This window comes from Citrobacter enshiensis (genome assembly GCF_029338175.1).
In the GTDB taxonomy this organism is placed as follows: Bacteria; Pseudomonadota; Gammaproteobacteria; order Enterobacterales; family Enterobacteriaceae; genus Citrobacter_D; species Citrobacter_D enshiensis.
This window is the reverse complement of record NZ_CP119862.1, coordinates 3,215,612-3,232,429: the sequence shown is the minus strand read 5'-3', so window position 1 is coordinate 3,232,429 and position 16,818 is coordinate 3,215,612. Positions and strand designations below refer to the sequence as shown.

At 52.1% G+C, this 16,818-nt stretch carries 15 protein-coding genes; 5 read left to right on the top strand and 10 right to left on the bottom strand.

Annotated features, from left to right (window positions below):
* Window positions 1–268 precede the first annotated feature (268 nt).
* Window positions 269–1,195 (top strand): 23S rRNA (adenine(1618)-N(6))-methyltransferase RlmF, encoded by a 927-nt coding sequence (rlmF, locus tag P2W74_RS15535; RefSeq protein ID WP_203358392.1) that lies wholly within the window; start codon window positions 269–271, stop codon window positions 1,193–1,195.
* Between the two features lie 5 nt (window positions 1,196–1,200).
* Here rlmF and ybiO read toward each other — a convergent pair whose 3' ends face one another.
* The 6 genes from ybiO to rhtA all read right to left on the bottom strand — a co-directional run bounded on the left by ybiO (window position 1,201) and on the right by rhtA (window position 7,861).
* A complete protein-coding gene (gene ybiO / locus P2W74_RS15530; RefSeq protein ID WP_276292319.1) occupies window positions 1,201–3,432 on the bottom strand; it encodes a mechanosensitive channel protein in 2,232 nt (743 codons plus the stop codon).
* A 120-nt stretch (window positions 3,433–3,552) separates the two neighbouring features.
* Window positions 3,553–4,275 carry a glutamine ABC transporter ATP-binding protein GlnQ gene (glnQ, locus tag P2W74_RS15525; protein ID WP_276292318.1) on the bottom strand — a complete coding sequence of 241 codons (723 nt, stop codon included), beginning with the start codon at window positions 4,273–4,275 and terminating at the stop codon, window positions 3,553–3,555.
* A complete protein-coding gene (gene glnP / locus P2W74_RS15520; RefSeq protein ID WP_276292317.1) occupies window positions 4,272–4,931 on the bottom strand; it encodes a glutamine ABC transporter permease GlnP in 660 nt (219 codons plus the stop codon). Before glnP ends, glnQ begins: the two co-directional genes overlap by 4 nt.
* A 126-nt stretch (window positions 4,932–5,057) precedes the next feature.
* Entirely contained in the window at window positions 5,058–5,804 is a 747-nt protein-coding gene (gene glnH, locus P2W74_RS15515) for a glutamine ABC transporter substrate-binding protein GlnH (RefSeq protein WP_276292316.1), read from the bottom strand.
* 365 nt (window positions 5,805–6,169) lie between these two features.
* Complete coding sequence (dps, locus tag P2W74_RS15510) at window positions 6,170–6,673, bottom strand: DNA starvation/stationary phase protection protein Dps (protein ID WP_195296856.1); 504 nt, start codon at window positions 6,671–6,673, stop codon at window positions 6,170–6,172.
* 300 nt (window positions 6,674–6,973) lie between these two features.
* On the bottom strand, window positions 6,974–7,861 hold the full coding sequence (rhtA, locus tag P2W74_RS15505) for a threonine/homoserine exporter RhtA (protein ID WP_276292315.1): 888 nt from the start codon (window positions 7,859–7,861) through the stop codon (window positions 6,974–6,976).
* 354 nt (window positions 7,862–8,215) lie between these two features.
* Between rhtA and ompX the strand changes: the two genes are divergently transcribed.
* Window positions 8,216–8,731, top strand: a complete 516-nt coding sequence (gene ompX, locus P2W74_RS15500) for an outer membrane protein OmpX (protein WP_276292314.1) — start codon at window positions 8,216–8,218, stop codon at window positions 8,729–8,731.
* Between the two features lie 99 nt (window positions 8,732–8,830).
* On the opposite strand, the gene P2W74_RS15495 is transcribed toward ompX, so the two are convergent.
* The gene (locus tag P2W74_RS15495; protein ID WP_276292313.1) at window positions 8,831–10,414 is read right to left on the bottom strand and encodes a phosphoethanolamine transferase; all 1,584 of its coding nucleotides are present in this window, start codon (window positions 10,412–10,414) and stop codon (window positions 8,831–8,833) included.
* A gap of 268 nt (window positions 10,415–10,682) precedes the next feature.
* The gene (gene mntS / locus P2W74_RS15490) at window positions 10,683–10,811 is read right to left on the bottom strand and encodes a manganase accumulation protein MntS (protein WP_276292312.1); all 129 of its coding nucleotides are present in this window, start codon (window positions 10,809–10,811) and stop codon (window positions 10,683–10,685) included.
* A gap of 186 nt (window positions 10,812–10,997) precedes the next feature.
* Between mntS and mntR the strand changes: the two genes are divergently transcribed.
* Entirely contained in the window at window positions 10,998–11,471 is a 474-nt protein-coding gene (gene mntR / locus P2W74_RS15485) for a manganese-binding transcriptional regulator MntR (protein WP_276292311.1), read from the top strand.
* Window positions 11,468–12,577 carry an anion transporter gene (locus tag P2W74_RS15480; protein WP_276292310.1) on the top strand — a complete coding sequence of 370 codons (1,110 nt, stop codon included), beginning with the start codon at window positions 11,468–11,470 and terminating at the stop codon, window positions 12,575–12,577. The genes mntR and P2W74_RS15480 overlap by 4 nt, the downstream gene beginning before the upstream one ends.
* Window positions 12,578–12,649: 72 nt before the next feature.
* Here the strand turns inward: P2W74_RS15480 and ldtB are convergent, their stop codons facing one another.
* Complete coding sequence (gene ldtB, locus P2W74_RS15475) at window positions 12,650–13,570, bottom strand: L,D-transpeptidase (protein ID WP_276292309.1); 921 nt, start codon at window positions 13,568–13,570, stop codon at window positions 12,650–12,652.
* Window positions 13,571–13,803: 233 nt separating this feature from the next.
* Here ldtB and P2W74_RS15470 point away from each other — a divergent pair, with 233 nt between their 5' ends.
* Entirely contained in the window at window positions 13,804–15,396 is a 1,593-nt protein-coding gene (locus P2W74_RS15470; RefSeq protein WP_276292308.1) for an ABC-F family ATPase, read from the top strand.
* Between the two features lie 102 nt (window positions 15,397–15,498).
* On the opposite strand, the gene P2W74_RS15465 is transcribed toward P2W74_RS15470, so the two are convergent.
* Window positions 15,499–16,791, bottom strand: a complete 1,293-nt coding sequence (locus P2W74_RS15465; RefSeq protein WP_276292307.1) for a glucuronyl esterase domain-containing protein — start codon at window positions 16,789–16,791, stop codon at window positions 15,499–15,501.
* Between the last annotated feature and the right edge of the window lie 27 nt (window positions 16,792–16,818).

Sequence of the window (16,818 nt, the reverse complement as noted above, 5' to 3'; positions counted from 1 at the left end):
CAACAGGTAGTGCCTGATAAGTTTAGGACGTCAGAGGACGACAATTAACGCAAAAAATCGATGAAGATCTGCTTATTTTTTGAACGATATATATTGACGAATATTGACAAATCAAGGACATAAATATTTCTTATTTGGGTAGCTCTGGCAGTAAAATTTATGCGTTTTGTTGATAACCGCCTGCAGTAGTAAAGGTTTTCGCAGTGTAAGCATGTTTACCCCGTTGCGTTATACGGGTATCTTACGCCGCTGTTAAAAGGAGAATGCCATGTCCCCCCAGAAACCGGGATTACACCCCCGTAACCGTCACCACAGTCGTTACGATCTCGCGACATTATGCCAGGTCACGCCCGAGCTGACGCAATTCCTCGTTCGCACGCCAGGCGGCGAACAAAGCGTTGATTTTGCCAACCCGCTGGCAGTAAAGGCGTTGAACAAAGCGCTGTTAGCGCATTTCTACGCCGTGACGAGCTGGGATATTCCGGACGGTTTTTTGTGTCCACCGGTACCGGGGCGCGCGGATTATATTCACCATCTGGCGGATCTGCTCGGTGAGACGACGGGGACCATTCCAACCACGGCGAGCATACTGGACGTGGGCGTGGGGGCGAACTGTATTTACCCGCTGATTGGGGCTCATGAATATGGCTGGCGCTTTACCGGAAGCGAAACCAGCGATGAGGCGCTTGCCAGCGCCCAGGCGATTATTAAGGGTAATCCGGGGTTAACCCGGTCTGTCCGTTTGCGTCGACAAAAAGATCCCACGGCGATTTTCAACGGCATTATTCACAAAAATGAACAGTTTGAAGCCACCCTGTGTAACCCCCCGTTCCATGATTCGGCCGCTTCTGCGCGTGCTGGCAGCGAGCGTAAACGCCGTAACCTCGGGCAGGATAAAGACGATGCGCTGAATTTTGGCGGGCAGCAGCAGGAGTTATGGTGTGAAGGCGGTGAAGTGGCGTTCATCAAAAAAATGATCGCGGAGAGCCAGGCGTTTGGCCGTCAGGTGATGTGGTTTACCACGCTGGTCTCGCGCGGTGAGAATTTACCCCCGCTGTATCGTGCCTTAACGGATGTTGGCGCGGTCAAAGTCGTTAAAAAAGAGATGGCCCAGGGGCAAAAGCAGAGTCGCTTTATCGCCTGGACCTTTATGGATAACGATCAGCGTCGCCGCTTTATGACGCAGAAACGCTGACCGGCCTAGAGCGTCGGTTCGTCAGGCGGTAGAGGTTCTGCCGCCGCTGTCCCCCCGGTCGGTGCCGGTAGAACCTGATAGGTTTGTACCGGCGTACGGATATGGGCGAGGTCAAAGTGCTTTTTGACCTGAGCGTCGAGTGCGAAGCGGACAGTCCACTGCTTCAGCGGCAATGTGGTAAACGATACGCGCAGCGTAAATGACGTATTGGTTAAGCCCACAATGCCGGAGAATGACGGCTCGCCAATAATCAGACCACGCACATCCTCTATTTCCATCACCGCTGCGACGGCGTCTTTCAGCGCCTGGTTCGCTTTGTCGGCATCTTCATGACGATCCACATCATAGTTCGCCACGACCGAACCAATGCCGCGTACAAAGTTGGCGAAGGTGGTAATCGATGACCACGGAACAATATGATAAGCCCCGGTATCCTGACGTACCCCCACTGAGCGAATAGACATCCGTTCCACCGTCCCGGTTAATGGCCCGATCGTCACCAGATCGCCGGTGTTCATGCCGTTTTCAAACTGGATAAAGATCCCGGTAATAATATCTTTCACCAGCGTTTGCGAGCCGAATGAAACCGCCAGCCCCAGCGCCCCGGCACCTGCCAGTAACGGCGCGATATTAACCCCGATTTCCGAGAGCACAATCATGATGGTGATGGTACTGATGATCACCGCCAGCGCATTACGAAACAGCGTAAGCAACGTACGCGTGCGGGCGCTGGGCAGCGGACGCCCGTGGACATCGGAGGCCAGACGGTTTTCTATCAGACTGGCCAGTACGGTCCAGCCAATGGCAGAGAAAAACAGGATCAGCGCGATGCGGATCAGGATATCAACCGTTTTTTCACCCGCGCCGTAATGCAGCCAGTTCCAGAAATCGAACAATCCCCAGGCGTTCAGCAGCAACATGGCGGCAATACAGACCGTCAGGAATCGCGCCACTTTCAGCGCCATGGAGAGCCAGTTATTGAGCCGTTTTTGCAGCTCGGGGTAGTTCCGCTGCATATCGGGAGACAGGGTGATGGTTTTGGCTATCCAGCGAGAGAACACCCCGGAGATAAACGCGGCGGCGCCAATAATGATCAGGCTGCGCACCGTGGCACCCATCATAAATTTCAGGCTATTGCCGGGATCAAACAGTGAAAAGAAAAACAGCACGATGAAATAGGCGCTGGCCAGCCAGTGCCACACCAGGGCAAAAGCGCGGATAAACAGACTAAAAAACGCCAGCGAACGCTCCGCCAGATCCAGCAGATGCTCGGTGATCTCCCGCTTGTTTTTGAAGATCAGATACAATGCCCATAAGGTGATGCACAGCATGATGATGACGTTGGCCATCGCCCCAACCTGGACATTCACCTGGTTGGAGATAATGGGGACGGCGACAATCAGCCCATACCCAATCAGGCTGCTGAGCGAACTTAAACGTCGGTTCCAGTAGCGTGCTCCGGCATCCTGAAGATTAAATGGACGCAGATCTGGCACGCCAGGGCAAAATATCAGGCGCAGGATCGCCTTGAAAAATTCAATCAGCGCAAACGCATTGAGAAACAGACTCTGCTGAAACGCGATGGTCCGGCTGCCGGCGTTCATTTTGTCGCTCAGTATCTGCCCGACAAATAACGTCAGCGCCAGCAGGAGCAGGTCGATAATAAAGGCGCCGACAATCATCGCGGGTAGCTGTAGCCAGTTACTGCGATCGCGGTTTTTGTTACGCGCCCACTGACCCATTTTGCGGTACAGCGGCAGCGTACACAGGCGGATCACCCAGTAAAAGGTGAAGACGGAGGCCGCCAGCATTAAAAAATGGGTCAGGGCATTTGTAAACGATTGTGAATTGAAGGGTTTGTGCGGGGCGTCGGTAATATTGCGATAGAGCTGGGCAAACTTCCCGGAGAGGGCATCGCCGTATTGGCGACTGATGTCAGTGACATTCTCCAGCACGGTTTTTTCTTCGGTGAGCGTAGGGGGCGTGATTTTAGGCACCGGCTCTGCGGGAGGCGTCTTCGCGACTGACCGTAACTGCGTAATCAATTCTTTACGCGACGTCTCATTTTCCAGCACGTCCGCGAGCGCTGCATAGGCCGCTTTCTTTTGTTCGACATCAGGTTCCGTTGTGGGTGCCTCGCCCGCTTGAGACGGCGTGCCCGTCGTTACGCCGGGTATCACGACTGCATGGGCGGGAGCGCCCAGTAGAATGAAGAGGATGAACAGAATCCACCGCATGACTCCTCCAGTGAGAAAGTAAAACAAAAAGATAAGTATAGAGGATGGGGGAGGAGGGATTTGAAATGGGAAAATTCGCAGGGAACCTCCCTTCCAAAAGAAGGGAGGTGGGAGCGGGGATCAGGAGACGTGCTGTAAAAATTCCTGTAAACGCTGACTGGGTGGATTTTCAATCAGGGTTTGTGGGTTGCCGTCTTCCGCAATGCGGCCTTTGTCGATAAAGATCAGACGTGAGGCCACTTTCTCGGCGAAGCCGATCTCGTGCGTCACGATCACCATCGTCATGCCTTCTTCCGCCAGATCCTGCATCACTTTCAGCACTTCGTGACGCAGTTCCGGGTCGAGCGCAGAGGTTGGTTCATCAAACAGCATCATCTTCGGTTTCACCGCCAGCGCACGGGCAATCGCCACGCGCTGTTGCTGACCGCCGGAAAGCTCTGAAGGGTAGTGATGAGCGCGTTCCGCCAGCCCGACTTTCGCCAGTAGCTCTTTGGCCTGTTTCTCCGCGTCCTCTTTTTTCGCACCGCGCACGCGCTGTGGACCGAACATGACGTTTTCCAGCGCCGTCAGATGCGGGAAGAGGTAGAACTGCTGAAACACCATCCCGGCTTCCTGGCGGATTAAGCGCTCGTCCACCTTCGGATCGTTGACTTTCAGGCCATCGACGATCAGATCGCCGGAGGTGATTTCTTCCAGCTTGTTGATGCAGCGCAGCAGGGTGGATTTACCGGAGCCGGAAGGCCCGATAATGACGACCACTTCGCCCTGACGGATGTTCAGATCGATGTTATGCAGCACCTGGGTTGGACCAAAATGCTTAGAGACGTTTTTAAATTCAATCACAGGATTTTCATCCTTCTTTCCAGACGACGCAGAATAAAGCTCAGTACCAGCGTAATGATCAGGTAGAACACCGCAACGGCGCTCCAGATTTCCAGTGCGCGGAAGTTACCGGCAATGATCTCCTGGCCCTGACGGGTGAGTTCAGCCACGCCGATCACAATGAACAGTGAGGTATCTTTAATGCTGATGATCCACTGGTTACCCAGCGGCGGCAGCATGCGGCGCAGCGCAAGTGGCAAAATGACATGACGAATGGTCTCTGTACGAGAGAGTCCAAGCGCCAGTCCAGCTTCGCTGAAACCTTTATGTATTGAGAGCACGGCCCCACGCGTAATCTCTGCGATGTAGGCGCCTGAGTTGATCATAATGGTGACGACGGCGGCGCTGAACGGGTCAATTCGCAGATCGTTAAACGCCATTGGCAGTGCGAAGTAGATAAACATCACCTGCACGACGATGGGCGTACCGCGGATGACCTCAATAAAGACCAGCGCGACGTGGTTGGCAATCCAACCGCCATAGGTGCGCGCAAACCCTGCTGCCAGCCCGATAACCAAACCGCCGGCCAGACCGAGGATCGAGATCCACAAGGTCATTTTGGCACCTTCAATGAGAAGCGGAATGGCGGGCCAGATGGCACTCCAGTCAAACTGCATATGTCGTTCCTGTTACCGTGGTGAAATTATTCAAACGCCCATGTTGCCGGATGCGGACAGGGGCTAAAACGTAGGCCCGGTAAGCGCGAGCGCCACCGGGCACGACGAGCCGATTTTCAGGCTGTTTTATTTAGGTTCAGTACCGAACCATTTTTTGTAGATTTCGTTATAAGTGCCGTTATCACGCAGCGTCTTCAGCGCGCTGTTCACTTTCTCGCGCAGTTCATCGCTGCCTTTCGGGAAGGCAATACCGTACTGCTGTGCTTCCAGAGACTCACCGACCGCTTTGAACTTGCCGTTGCCCGCAGTTTTGATGAAGTACAGGATGTTCGGCGTATCATGCAGAACAGCGTCTGCGCGGTTGGTGCCCAGCTCCATATACGCGTTATCGATGTTCGGGAACTGACGCAGGTCTTTGGTTTTGATGTTGGCTTTCGCGTAATCAACAGAACCGGTTCCGCTCTTCACGGCAACCACTTTACCGTCGAGGTCTTTAACGCTTTTTACGTCGTTATTGTCAGTTTTCACCATCACTAACAGACCACTTTTGTAGTAGCCATCAGAGAAGTCGATCGCTTTTTTACGTTCTTCTGTAATGGTGATGCCCGCCAGCGCCAGATCGATATTTTTGGTTTGCAGCGCAGGGATGATGCCGCTGAAATCCATCGGTTTCAGTTCATAATCCAGCTTCAGTTCTTTTGCTACGGCGGCCCACAGGTCCACATCAAAGCCAACGTATTTGTCGCCCTGTTTGAATTCAAACGGAACGAACGCGGTGTCGGTTGCGACAACCAGTTTCTTATCCGCGGCATGAGAGGACACCGCAAAAGCCAGGGTAAGTGCTGCCAGTGAAACTTTTAATACAGACTTCATAGCATTTCCTTTTTTATCCACGGGGCGATCCCCTGCGAGAACAAACAGTGTTATGAAAAAAACATGCCAACTTTGCAACTCATTGTTTTAACAGGCATGTGTTTTATGTCGTTGCACAATGAGTGTGGCAAAGCCGACGCTTCGCACCATTTTGGGGCACTGAATTAGTGCAAAATTGTCCTGGTGCAAACGGTATGACTATTTAGCGTAAAAATTGTTGTTAAAACAATCTCTCGTTAACGATTGTGTGAAGTGATTATTACAATTAATTCACTTTTGCAGGGCGGGAGGATCCTTTGGTGCACTATAAAAGTGCAAAACCCCCGCCAGAGCGAGGGTTATTAGAGGGATTACTTATGACGTGCTTATTCGATGTTGGATTCAATAAACCACAGGAATTTGTCGAGATCGCGAGAGGCGGCAGTGAAGATATCCGCGGTGTCTTCATCTTTCGCTTCGCTGATGGCTTTACGCACATCGTTGGCGACCACTGCATAGCGATCGGCCAGCTCTTTCAGGTGATCCTGTACGGTATGGATATCCAGCGGGTAGCTTTTCAGCGGTGTTTTGCTGTTAATGACTTGCGTTGTGCCTAATGCCACGCCACCCAGCTGTACTGCGCGTTCAGCCATCGTATCAAGGTGATCGGTCAATGCAGTACGGAAGCCATCCAGCATTTCATGTACGGCAATGAAATTGGCACCGCGCATGTTCCAGTGGGCCTGCTTGGTTATCAGTGACAGGTCAATAAACTGGATCACCTGACGATTCAACAGCTCGATTGTCGCTTTCTTATCGCTGTCAGAGACATCGTTACGGGTATAAAGCAGATTAGACGCTTTCGTTTTTACCAATTTAGCGGTACTCATAATCTCATATCCTCTTGATATTTTGTGTCCCAGGTAATTAACGAAACTAAGTATAGCAGCAGATTTAACGCCTGCTTTTTTGGTTGTACCTATTGCATTAATAGCGCGGATGGCGGGAAATAAAAAAACAGTTAAAAATCAATGTGGTGATTCTTTTGTTGCGTGTCTGTTGTTTATTTTTGTCAGGAAATGAAAATGAGAATAAATATGCCAATGAGAACGCCAGGAATAAATGAATATCAGAGGGTTCAGCCAGGAGAATATTCTGCATGATGATGCACATCATGCAGAACGGTAATATCAATTAATATCGACCTGCTCAATTTTGGTTTCACGACGCAGGGTGAGCGTTGAGCCCATTGATGCCGCAATGATGGCACCTAAGGCCAGCGTCTGTACCAGCGTCAGCGTCTCCCCCAGGAAAATCATCCCGGACACGGCGGCCAGGGCAGGCTCCATACTCATTAGCGTGCCAAATGTGCGCGTGGGCAGGCGTGTCAGCGCAATCATCTCCAGCGAGTAGGGCAGTGCTGTGGAAAGGACAGCCACAGCCAGACCTAATGGGATAATCGACCAGTGCCACAGGGCATCACCTGCCTGGATTACGCCAAGTGGCACAAAAACCATTGCGGCAATGAGTGAGCCTACCGCGACGGTGGCGGGGCCGTGTTCCTCTCCCGCGCGGTGTCCGGTGAGAATATAGACCGCCCAGCAGGCACCAGCCCCAAGCGCCAGTACCGCGCCGGTGAGATCAACATGAGACACATCCTGCCCCAGCGGTAACAGAAACCAGAGCCCAAGGACGGCCAGCGCCACCCAAATAAAATCAACGGGACGGCGTGAAGAAAACAGGGCCACCGCAAGGGGACCGGTGAATTCCAGCGCAACGGCGATACCCAGCGGTACCGTCTGGATCGACAAATAAAAGAGGTAGTTCATTCCCCCCAGCGACAGCCCATAAAACACCAGAGGAAGGCGCTGTTCTTTTGCAAAACGCAAACGCCAGGGTTTAAAGAACGCGATAAGGATTAACGTACCCAACGCGAGGCGCAGTGCAGTAACGCCCGGTGCGCCAACGAGAGGGAATAGCGTTTTCGCCAAAGAAGCCCCGCTTTGAATAGAGGACATGGCAATAAGTAAAACCAAGATGGGTAACCAGACTGGCGTTTTTCGTGACGACCCCGGCATCCTTTCTCCTGTCAATAAATGTGTAGAAAAGTAAAAGGGGGAGTGTAATGGAAATAACCCTCGGGCGGTTGAGTATTCGTTGAAAAAAAAATCCAGAAAATCCGTAAAATGGATGTTTGTTGATGGATTAATAATCTGCGTGATTAGGATTAATCTGGATGAAAGTGCCATATTTTGCGCGTAATAATGGTGCAATCATGCGAAAAAGTGATGTTATTTGAAAGAGATAGCGAGCTTTGGAAACGTTTTGTTACATGAAAGGCTTCGTTAGACATCGCGAATCGCAAAGAGTTTCTCATCAATATTTGATATATTTAAAGCTTAGGATTTACTTGAAGCACATTTGAGGTGGTTATGAAAAAAATTGCATGTCTTTCAGCACTGGCCGCTGTACTGGCTATCTCCGCAGGTACTGCTGTAGCTGCTACTTCTACCGTTACTGGTGGTTACGCTCAGAGCGATGCTCAGGGCCAGGCCAACAAAATGGGCGGTTTTAACCTGAAGTATCGTTACGAGCAGGACAACAACCCGCTGGGCGTAATTGGTTCCTTCACCTACACCGAAAAAAGTCGTACCAACAGTGCAGGCGATTACAACAAAACCCAGTATTACGGCCTCACCGCAGGTCCGGCTTACCGTCTGAACGACTGGGCAAGCATCTACGGTGTAGTTGGTGTTGGCTACGGTAAATTCCAGGAAACGAATTTACCGACTGACAAAAACGACACCAGTGACTACGGTTTCTCCTACGGTGCCGGTGTTCAGTTCAACCCGATCGAAAACGTTGCTCTGGACTTCTCCTACGAGCAGAGCCGTATTCGTAGCGTTGATGTTGGTACCTGGATCGCGGGTGTTGGTTACCGCTTCTAATCACGACGGTGATATGAAAAATCCGCCTCTTGGGGCGGATTTTTTTTGTCTGAAAATGGCGAAAACGACGGGGGGATATCTCATCCCCCCGTTCGGTCATCACGATTTGGTGTCGAAGATGTCAGTGCCAAGATGGTTGTAATCCACCTTCTGTAACTTGAAGTTGGTGATGAAAGTCGGCCCAGCCTTCTGCTCAGAGATGAAACGGTATTGGGTCGTGATCTCTTTTGCGCTGATCCCGGTCCATTGTGCGAAAAAGCCCAGGAAGTCATTGGCGGAACGGCGCGCTTTGATTTTGCGGTGGGCTTTATCATCGCTGGAGATCACCATAAACGGCACCTGGAAGTTCTGCTGGAACTGATCATCATGCGCCAGATATTGCACCTCTTTTCCACGCTCTTTAAACGCCAGACCGTGATCGGAGAAATAGACCATCGAGAAACTGCTGCCGCTATTGCGCAGCTGGTCGTACAGCTGGCGTAGCAGGTCGTCAGTTTGCGTCATGGTGTAGAGATAGCAGGACGTCTCTTTTGACTGCACGAATTCCGCGTATTTACCTTGCGTACGATCGCAGGCCTGCGGATGAGATCCCATTAAATGCAGGACAATAAGCTGCGGCTGCGTATGCTCGGTTTCGAGTACCTGGGCGGTCATTTTTAACAGCGCTTCGTCACGCGCATTTTTGTTCGCTTCAAAGTTGCCGTCTTTCAGGAAATGCACTTCGTCAGCACGTTTCGCAATACTGGCGATAGCGGTGTCGTACTCGCCAATTTGCCCCTGATTAGAGAACCACCATGTCTGGAAACCGGCTCGGTTGGCCAGCGTCACAAAGTTATCCTGATACTGCGGTTGATTGTCCACCACACGGTTAAGCGTCAGGCCAAGCGATTTTTGTGTAGATCCGCTCGCAGCAACGTAATCCATAAAAATATTGCCGTTGACCGTGCTGGCGAAGGGGGTGTTATCCCAGTGGCCGCCAAACGCCCCCAGCGCGTCCCGGCGCGCACTTTCACCAATCACCACCACATAGGTATGGTATTTGGGTTTGACCGCTGTCACGGTCCAGGTGTCTTTCATACCGGCCAGTTTCGCCATCCGCGCCTGTTCGTCTATCACCTCATTGTTATTAACGATAACGTCTTTGACGAAGCGGAACACCGGGTAACCCGTATCCTTCAGTTTAAAGACGCCGCCCCATGCCAGGTTTTGTACGGGGGCAACAAAGAACGTGATGATGCTAAACAGCAGGCACAGGCTGTTGAGCGTATTCCAGGGTTTCTTTTCGGTCTCTTTTTTACGACGAATGGCAATCACGCCCAGCGCAAAGATGAAGACGCCCACCAGGTAGTTGTACCACGGGAAGATCGTCAGGATCTCGGTCGACTCTTCCACGTTGGTCGAATGCATCGCCAGCAAGGTATTGAAGTTGGGCGAACCGTATGCCTGACCGAACGGGAAATACATGGCGGCGATCAGTGAACACACGCCGACCAGCACCTTTTGCGTACGCGGCGCGCTACGCCAGAGCAGCAGCAATATGCAGGTAAAGGCCGCGCTATAGAGCAGGCTAAAGGGGTAACCCAGTGCGAGGTTAATCAGCAAAGATTGTAAAAAGTAAAAGGCCGTCCACGGGTTAATGACCCGGCTGCGGGCAATAAGCGAGTCTTTGAGGGTTAAATTCATATGCCACTATTACAAAAACGCCATGTGCTTACCCTGGCGCAAAGGGTTAATGCCTGCCTGAGAGTGCGTGAAGAGGATATCTGCGTGCCGCAATATATGCAGGGCTGCAAGAAGATAGAGCTTGCTCATGTTTAGGTCAACTACTACAGCGAAAATGTTTTGCGAAGGGGATAGCAAATCAGACAAAAAGAAGGGGTATTTGCGCTGAAACGATAAAATTAACTGTGGTGGAGAGAAGAATAAGGAAGCGGCGTACCGCGACGCCGCGTTAGTGTGAGGAGGGTTTATCCTGCTCTGGTTTGCCGTTGATCATTTCGCACAGCATTGAGATCAGCATTAACCGTACCTTAAAGGGAGAGTGACTAAACACGCGCATGCACCTCTTGAATTCGTTCATATAAACCTCCTGACTTCTCGATCCCATCAATCCTTGAGGGATGACTGTATTACATACAGATATAGCACAGGCTATATTATATAGCTATTGCTAAAACGTTAATTTTTTGTGCCAGGGCAACTCTGGTTTACAATGCATTTTCTTACATCAGATACAGTCAACGCGTCACAGTCATGGGGAAGCAGAATGAGTCGTCGCGCAGGTACGCCAACAACAAAAAAAGTGACGCAATTAGTGAATGTCGAGGAACACGTCGAGGGGTTTCGTCAGGTCAGGGAAGCGCACCGTCGTGAACTGATTGATGACTATGTCGAGCTGATTTCCGACTTAATCATCGAGGTCGGGGAGGCGCGTCAGGTCGATATGGCGGCCCGACTGGGTGTTTCACAACCCACCGTCGCCAAAATGCTTAAACGACTGGCCTCGGTTGGACTGATTGAAATGATCCCCTGGCGAGGGGTGTTCCTGACCCCGGAAGGGGAGAAACTGGCGCAGGAGAGCCGTGAGCGACATCAGATCGTTGAAAATTTTCTGCTGGTGCTGGGCGTGAGTGCGGATATCGCGCGCCGTGATGCAGAGGGAATGGAGCACCACGTGAGCCAGGAAACGCTGGAGGCATTTCGGTTCTTTACACAAAAAATCGGAACCGCATCTGAATGAGTCTTCCCTTTTTGCGAGCGCTCAGGCGCGATCGCTTTTTTCAGTTGTTGATGATTATCGGGATTGGCTTAAGTCTTTGTGTGCCATTTTCGCCTCGTCGTTGGCTCGCTGCCATTGACTGGCATACCATTATTACCCTCAGCGGTTTAATGCTGCTGACAAAAGGGGTTGAACTGAGCGGCTACTTCGATGTGCTGGGGCGCAGGATGACCCGCCGGTTTGCCACCGAGCGTCGTCTGGCGATGTTCATGGTGCTGGCGGCCGCTGGACTGTCGACGTTTCTGACCAACGATGTGGCGTTGTTTATCGTAGTCCCTCTCACCATTACCCTCAAAAAACTGTGCGCGATTCCGGTTAATCGGCTGATCATTTTTGAAGCGCTGGCGGTGAATGCCGGTTCACTGCTCACCCCCATTGGCAACCCGCAAAATATTCTGCTGTGGGGGCGTTCTGGCCTGTCATTTACCGCCTTTACCTGGCAGATGCTGCCGCTCGCTGTCGCAATGATGCTGACCTTACTGGTGCTGTGCTGGTTCTGTTTTCCGGCGAAAGCGCTGCAATACCATACCGGGACGCGCTCGCCAGACTGGCAGCCGCGGCTGGTGTGGAGCTGTCTCGGACTGTACATCGTCTTTCTGAGTGCGCTGGAGCTGAAGCAGGAGCTGTGGGGACTGGCAATTGTGGCGGCAGGATTTCTGATACTGGCGCGTCGCGTGGTGCTCAGCGTGGACTGGACGTTGCTGCTGGTGTTTATGGCGATGTTTATCGACGTGCATTTATTAACCCAGCTTCCCGCGTTGCAGGCGATTTCAGGCCATATCGGCACGCTTTCCGGGCCTGGACTTTGGTTGACGGCTATCGGACTGTCGCAATTTATCAGCAACGTGCCCACGACGATTCTACTGTTGAACTATGTACCGCCTACGCTGTTGCTGGCATGGGCGGTCAATATCGGCGGTTTCGGTCTGTTACCTGGCTCGTTGGCAAATCTGATTGCATTACGCATGGCAAACGACCGACGCATCTGGTGGCGTTTCCATCTGTATTCGTTACCGATGTTGGTATGGGCGGCGTTGGTAGGGTATGGGTTGTTGCTGTTGAGATAGCGCTTAGGCAGGATGTTGGCTGGCGTGTTAAAGGCCCGATAAGCATAGTGCTATCGGGCCTTTTTCATGGAATTAGTTCAGACGAACCGGCATACCAGAACGGTTCTGTACTGCCTGTTCAACGACTGACTGATCGACGTCAGGCTGACCGGTGATGCTTGTAATGCTCTTGTTCAGCGTAATCGGTACGATCTCGCCGCCTTCAAACTGAGCTTCAGTGGTCGACAGCGGGTTATGCACCTCAATGTAGCGGCTGCCGTCTGGCTCGGTGGTGGCTTTCACTGGTTCATCAATGAACTGAACGCGCGTACCGACCGGTACATTCTGAAACAGGAATTTGATGTCTTCGTTACGCAGACGCACACAACCGTGGCTCACGCGCAAACCAACACCAAAGTTGGCATTAGTCCCGTGGATGGCATACAGGCGGCCAATGTACAGTGCGTACAGACCCATCGGGTTATCCGGACCGGCAGGCACGACCGCAGGCAGCGGTTCACCCGCAGCACGGTATTCGGCGTGCATTTTTGCCGTCGGCGTCCAGGTCGGGCCTGCTTTTTTACGTTCCACTTTGGTGGTCCAGTTGATCGGCGTATCTTTACCTAACTGGCCAATACCAATCGGCAGCACGATAACGGTGTTGGTGCCTTTCGGGTAGTAGTACAGACGCATTTCAGCACTGTTGATGACAATACCTTCATGCACGGTATCCGGCAGGATCAACTGTTGCGGAATGTTCAGCACCGTACCGCCTTTCGGCAGGAAGGTATCCACGCCCGGGTTAGCTTCCAGCATGTTGGAAAGACCCATCTGGTATTGGGCAGCAAAATACTCCAGCGGCTGGGTATTGCCTTCCGGGACAGTGATGACCTGGTTTTGACCAATCACCCGGCTACCGTCTGTCGGTAGTGGATACGTAACGGCTGAAGCAGTGCTGCAAAAGCCAACAACTGCGAGTGCCGCCGCGAAAAACGTTGTCAATTTCATATTCATATTCATTTATGCGAGATTCATTGCCAGGCAGGCTATTGGGTTGAGAATTCTGTCGTGTTGGGAGCGCATTATATGTGCATTCGGGTTCACAGGGAAATCAGATGTGTACGAAATCACATTTTTCCCTTGATCTGACCTTTTGTTCTGCGTTCCTGCTCCTGACAATACGCGATCTTTTTTAATACTTGTGGCATAATATGCGGTTTGTCACATATTTTTCTCAGGATACGCCAGTGTTAGTTTCCAGCAACGTCACCATGCAGTTCGGCAGTAAGCCGCTGTTTGAAAATATTTCCGTCAAATTTGGCGGCGGCAACCGTTACGGCCTGATTGGCGCGAACGGTAGCGGTAAATCCACCTTTATGAAGATCCTCGGCGGCGACCTTGAGCCGACGCTGGGTAACGTCTCCCTCGATCCCAATGAGCGTATTGGTAAGCTGCGTCAGGATCAGTTTGCGTTCGAAGAGTTCACCGTACTGGATACGGTGATCATGGGCCACGCTGAACTGTGGGAAGTGAAGCAAGAACGCGATCGCATCTACGCGCTGCCGGAAATGAGCGAAGAGGACGGCTATAAAGTGGCCGATCTGGAAGTGAAATACGGCGAAATGGACGGCTATTCTGCCGAATCCCGCGCGGGTGAACTGCTGCTGGGTGTTGGTATTCCGGTAGAACAGCATTACGGCCCGATGAGCGAAGTCGCGCCTGGCTGGAAGCTGCGCGTATTGCTGGCGCAGGCGCTGTTCTCTAACCCAGACATCCTGCTGCTCGATGAACCGACGAACAACCTGGACATCGACACTATTCGTTGGCTGGAGCAGACGCTGAACGACCGTGACAGCACCATGATCATTATCTCGCACGACCGTCACTTCCTGAACATGGTCTGTACGCACATGGCGGATCTCGATTACGGCGAGCTGCGTGTTTATCCCGGTAACTATGACGAGTACATGACGGCGGCAACCCAGGCGCGTGAACGTCTGCTGGCCGATAACGCCAAGAAGAAAGCGCAGATTGCCGATCTGCAGTCCTTCGTTAGCCGCTTTAGCGCCAACGCCTCGAAATCTCGTCAGGCCACTTCACGTGCGCGTCAGATTGATAAGATCAAGCTCGACGAAGTGAAGGCCTCCAGCCGTCAGAACCCGTTCATCCGTTTCGAACAGGACAAGAAACTGTTCCGTAACGCGCTGGAAGTGGAAGCGTTGACCAAAGGCTTTGATAACGGTCCGCTGTTTAAAAACTTCAATTTGCTGCTGGAAGTGGGCGAGAAGATTGCCATCCTGGGTGCCAACGGCGTGGGTAAATCTACCATGCTGAAAACCCTGGTAGGCGACATGGCGCCGGATAATGGCACCGTTAAATGGTCTGAGAATGCGCAAATTGGCTACTACGCGCAGGATCACGAATATGAGTTCGAAAACGATTTGACCGTTTTTGAATGGATGAGTCAGTGGAAACAGGAAGGGGACGATGAGCAAGTTGTTCGTAGCTTCCTTGGTCGTCTGCTGTTCAGCCAGGACGATATCAAAAAGCCTGCTAAGGTGCTGTCCGGTGGTGAAAAAGGGCGCATGCTATTCGGTAAGTTGATGATGCAGAAACCGAATATTCTAGTAATGGATGAACCAACCAACCACCTGGATATGGAATCTATCGAATCGCTGAACATGGCGCTGGAGATGTATCAGGGCACGCTGATCTTCGTTTCTCACGACCGCGAATTCGTTAGCTCGCTGGCAACCCGCGTGATCGAAATTACGCCGGAACGCGTGATCGACTTCACCGGTAACTACGAAGATTATCTGCGTAGCAAAGGCGTCGAATAATCAGGCTCTAATACTGCCTGAGTAATGCCCAATGCAACATTGGGCATTTTTCCTGAGACCTTCCCCCGGCTTGCGGTCAGGGGAAGGTAACAAAACCCATACTTAACGCTTCGACACCGATGTTTCTTCCTGCAAATATTTCTTACCGACGTCCAGATACTGCTGCCAGTCGTAATGAAAGAGATCGTGAACCCCTTCCCGGTAGTGATAGTTCAGACGACTGTGTAACGGCTGTCCTGTTTTTGGCTGTTGGTCGGTCGTGAAAATATCATCGGTATAAAGCTGATAGACGCTTTTGGCGGCCACAACAGATAAAAACTCGCCTTTGGGGTCCGACCATTGATCCTCTTTCGCGCTGGCGACATACACCGGGCGGGGGGCGATCAGGTCGATCAACATATGCTGATCTACGGGTAACGCATCAATGTTGTTGGCATAGCTCGCGTATTTGGCCGAGAACCAGTGAGGGAAATCGGTGGTGATTGACGCCAGCGTTTCGCCATAGTTGCGGCGTGCCAGCGCCGCGCCGCCTTCACCGGCGTTGTTGGCGATGACGTAGCGAAAACGCAAATCATTGGCGCCTGCCCAGAGCGCCGTTTTGCCCAACCGCGAATGACCGATGACCGCCAGACGGTCGCTGTCGACATCCTTACGGGTCTGCAGATAATCCGCGACGGCGCTTAAACCACCGGCCCAGACGCCAATCGCGGAATAGTCTCCCACCGCTTCGCCGGGACGGCTGGTTTGAATAAAGCGTTGAAAATCAGCAGGGTTATCGGCGACGACGTCGCCATAATACAGGGTGGCAACACCAAACCCTTGCGACACGATGTCATCGAATGGCCAGCGATAGGCGCGCACGCCGCGCGAGGCGGGGGTGAAGGTATTGTGCAGCGTCGTGACCTGTGTGGGGTCGACTTTGCTGCCACAGACCAGCGGATTCGCCCATTGCGTGGAAACAGGCAGTGCAGGATCGAACGTCACTCCGTGGTTGCCGCAGAAGTTATACCCGACGAATACCGGCACCGGTTTGGTGGAATCAGGCATATACATCAGTAATTGCGCAGGCCGACCGTCCAGCGACAAATCCACCGTCTGCCAATAGCCTTTGGAAAGCGTTAAGGGATGCTTTGCCGATGTTTTTATGACTTTCACCTGCTTAAACGTGAAAGTTTTGCCGTACACGTTGTCATGAAACAGATTTAAAATTTCACTACGCCGCGTTGTTTCCCAGGCGAGTCTGGCATCCTTTGTGCCCGCCGGAATTGCCTGCGGCAGCGACAAGGAGCCTGTTTTGTTTTCATCATAATTGGGTTTGAAGCCTTCGGCGGCAAAGGCTGAAGGGGCAGTGAAGGCGGCAAGCGAGACAACGACAGCTAAGATAGTCTTGTTCATAAAAACTCCGTGAAGGGGTCCATTCAT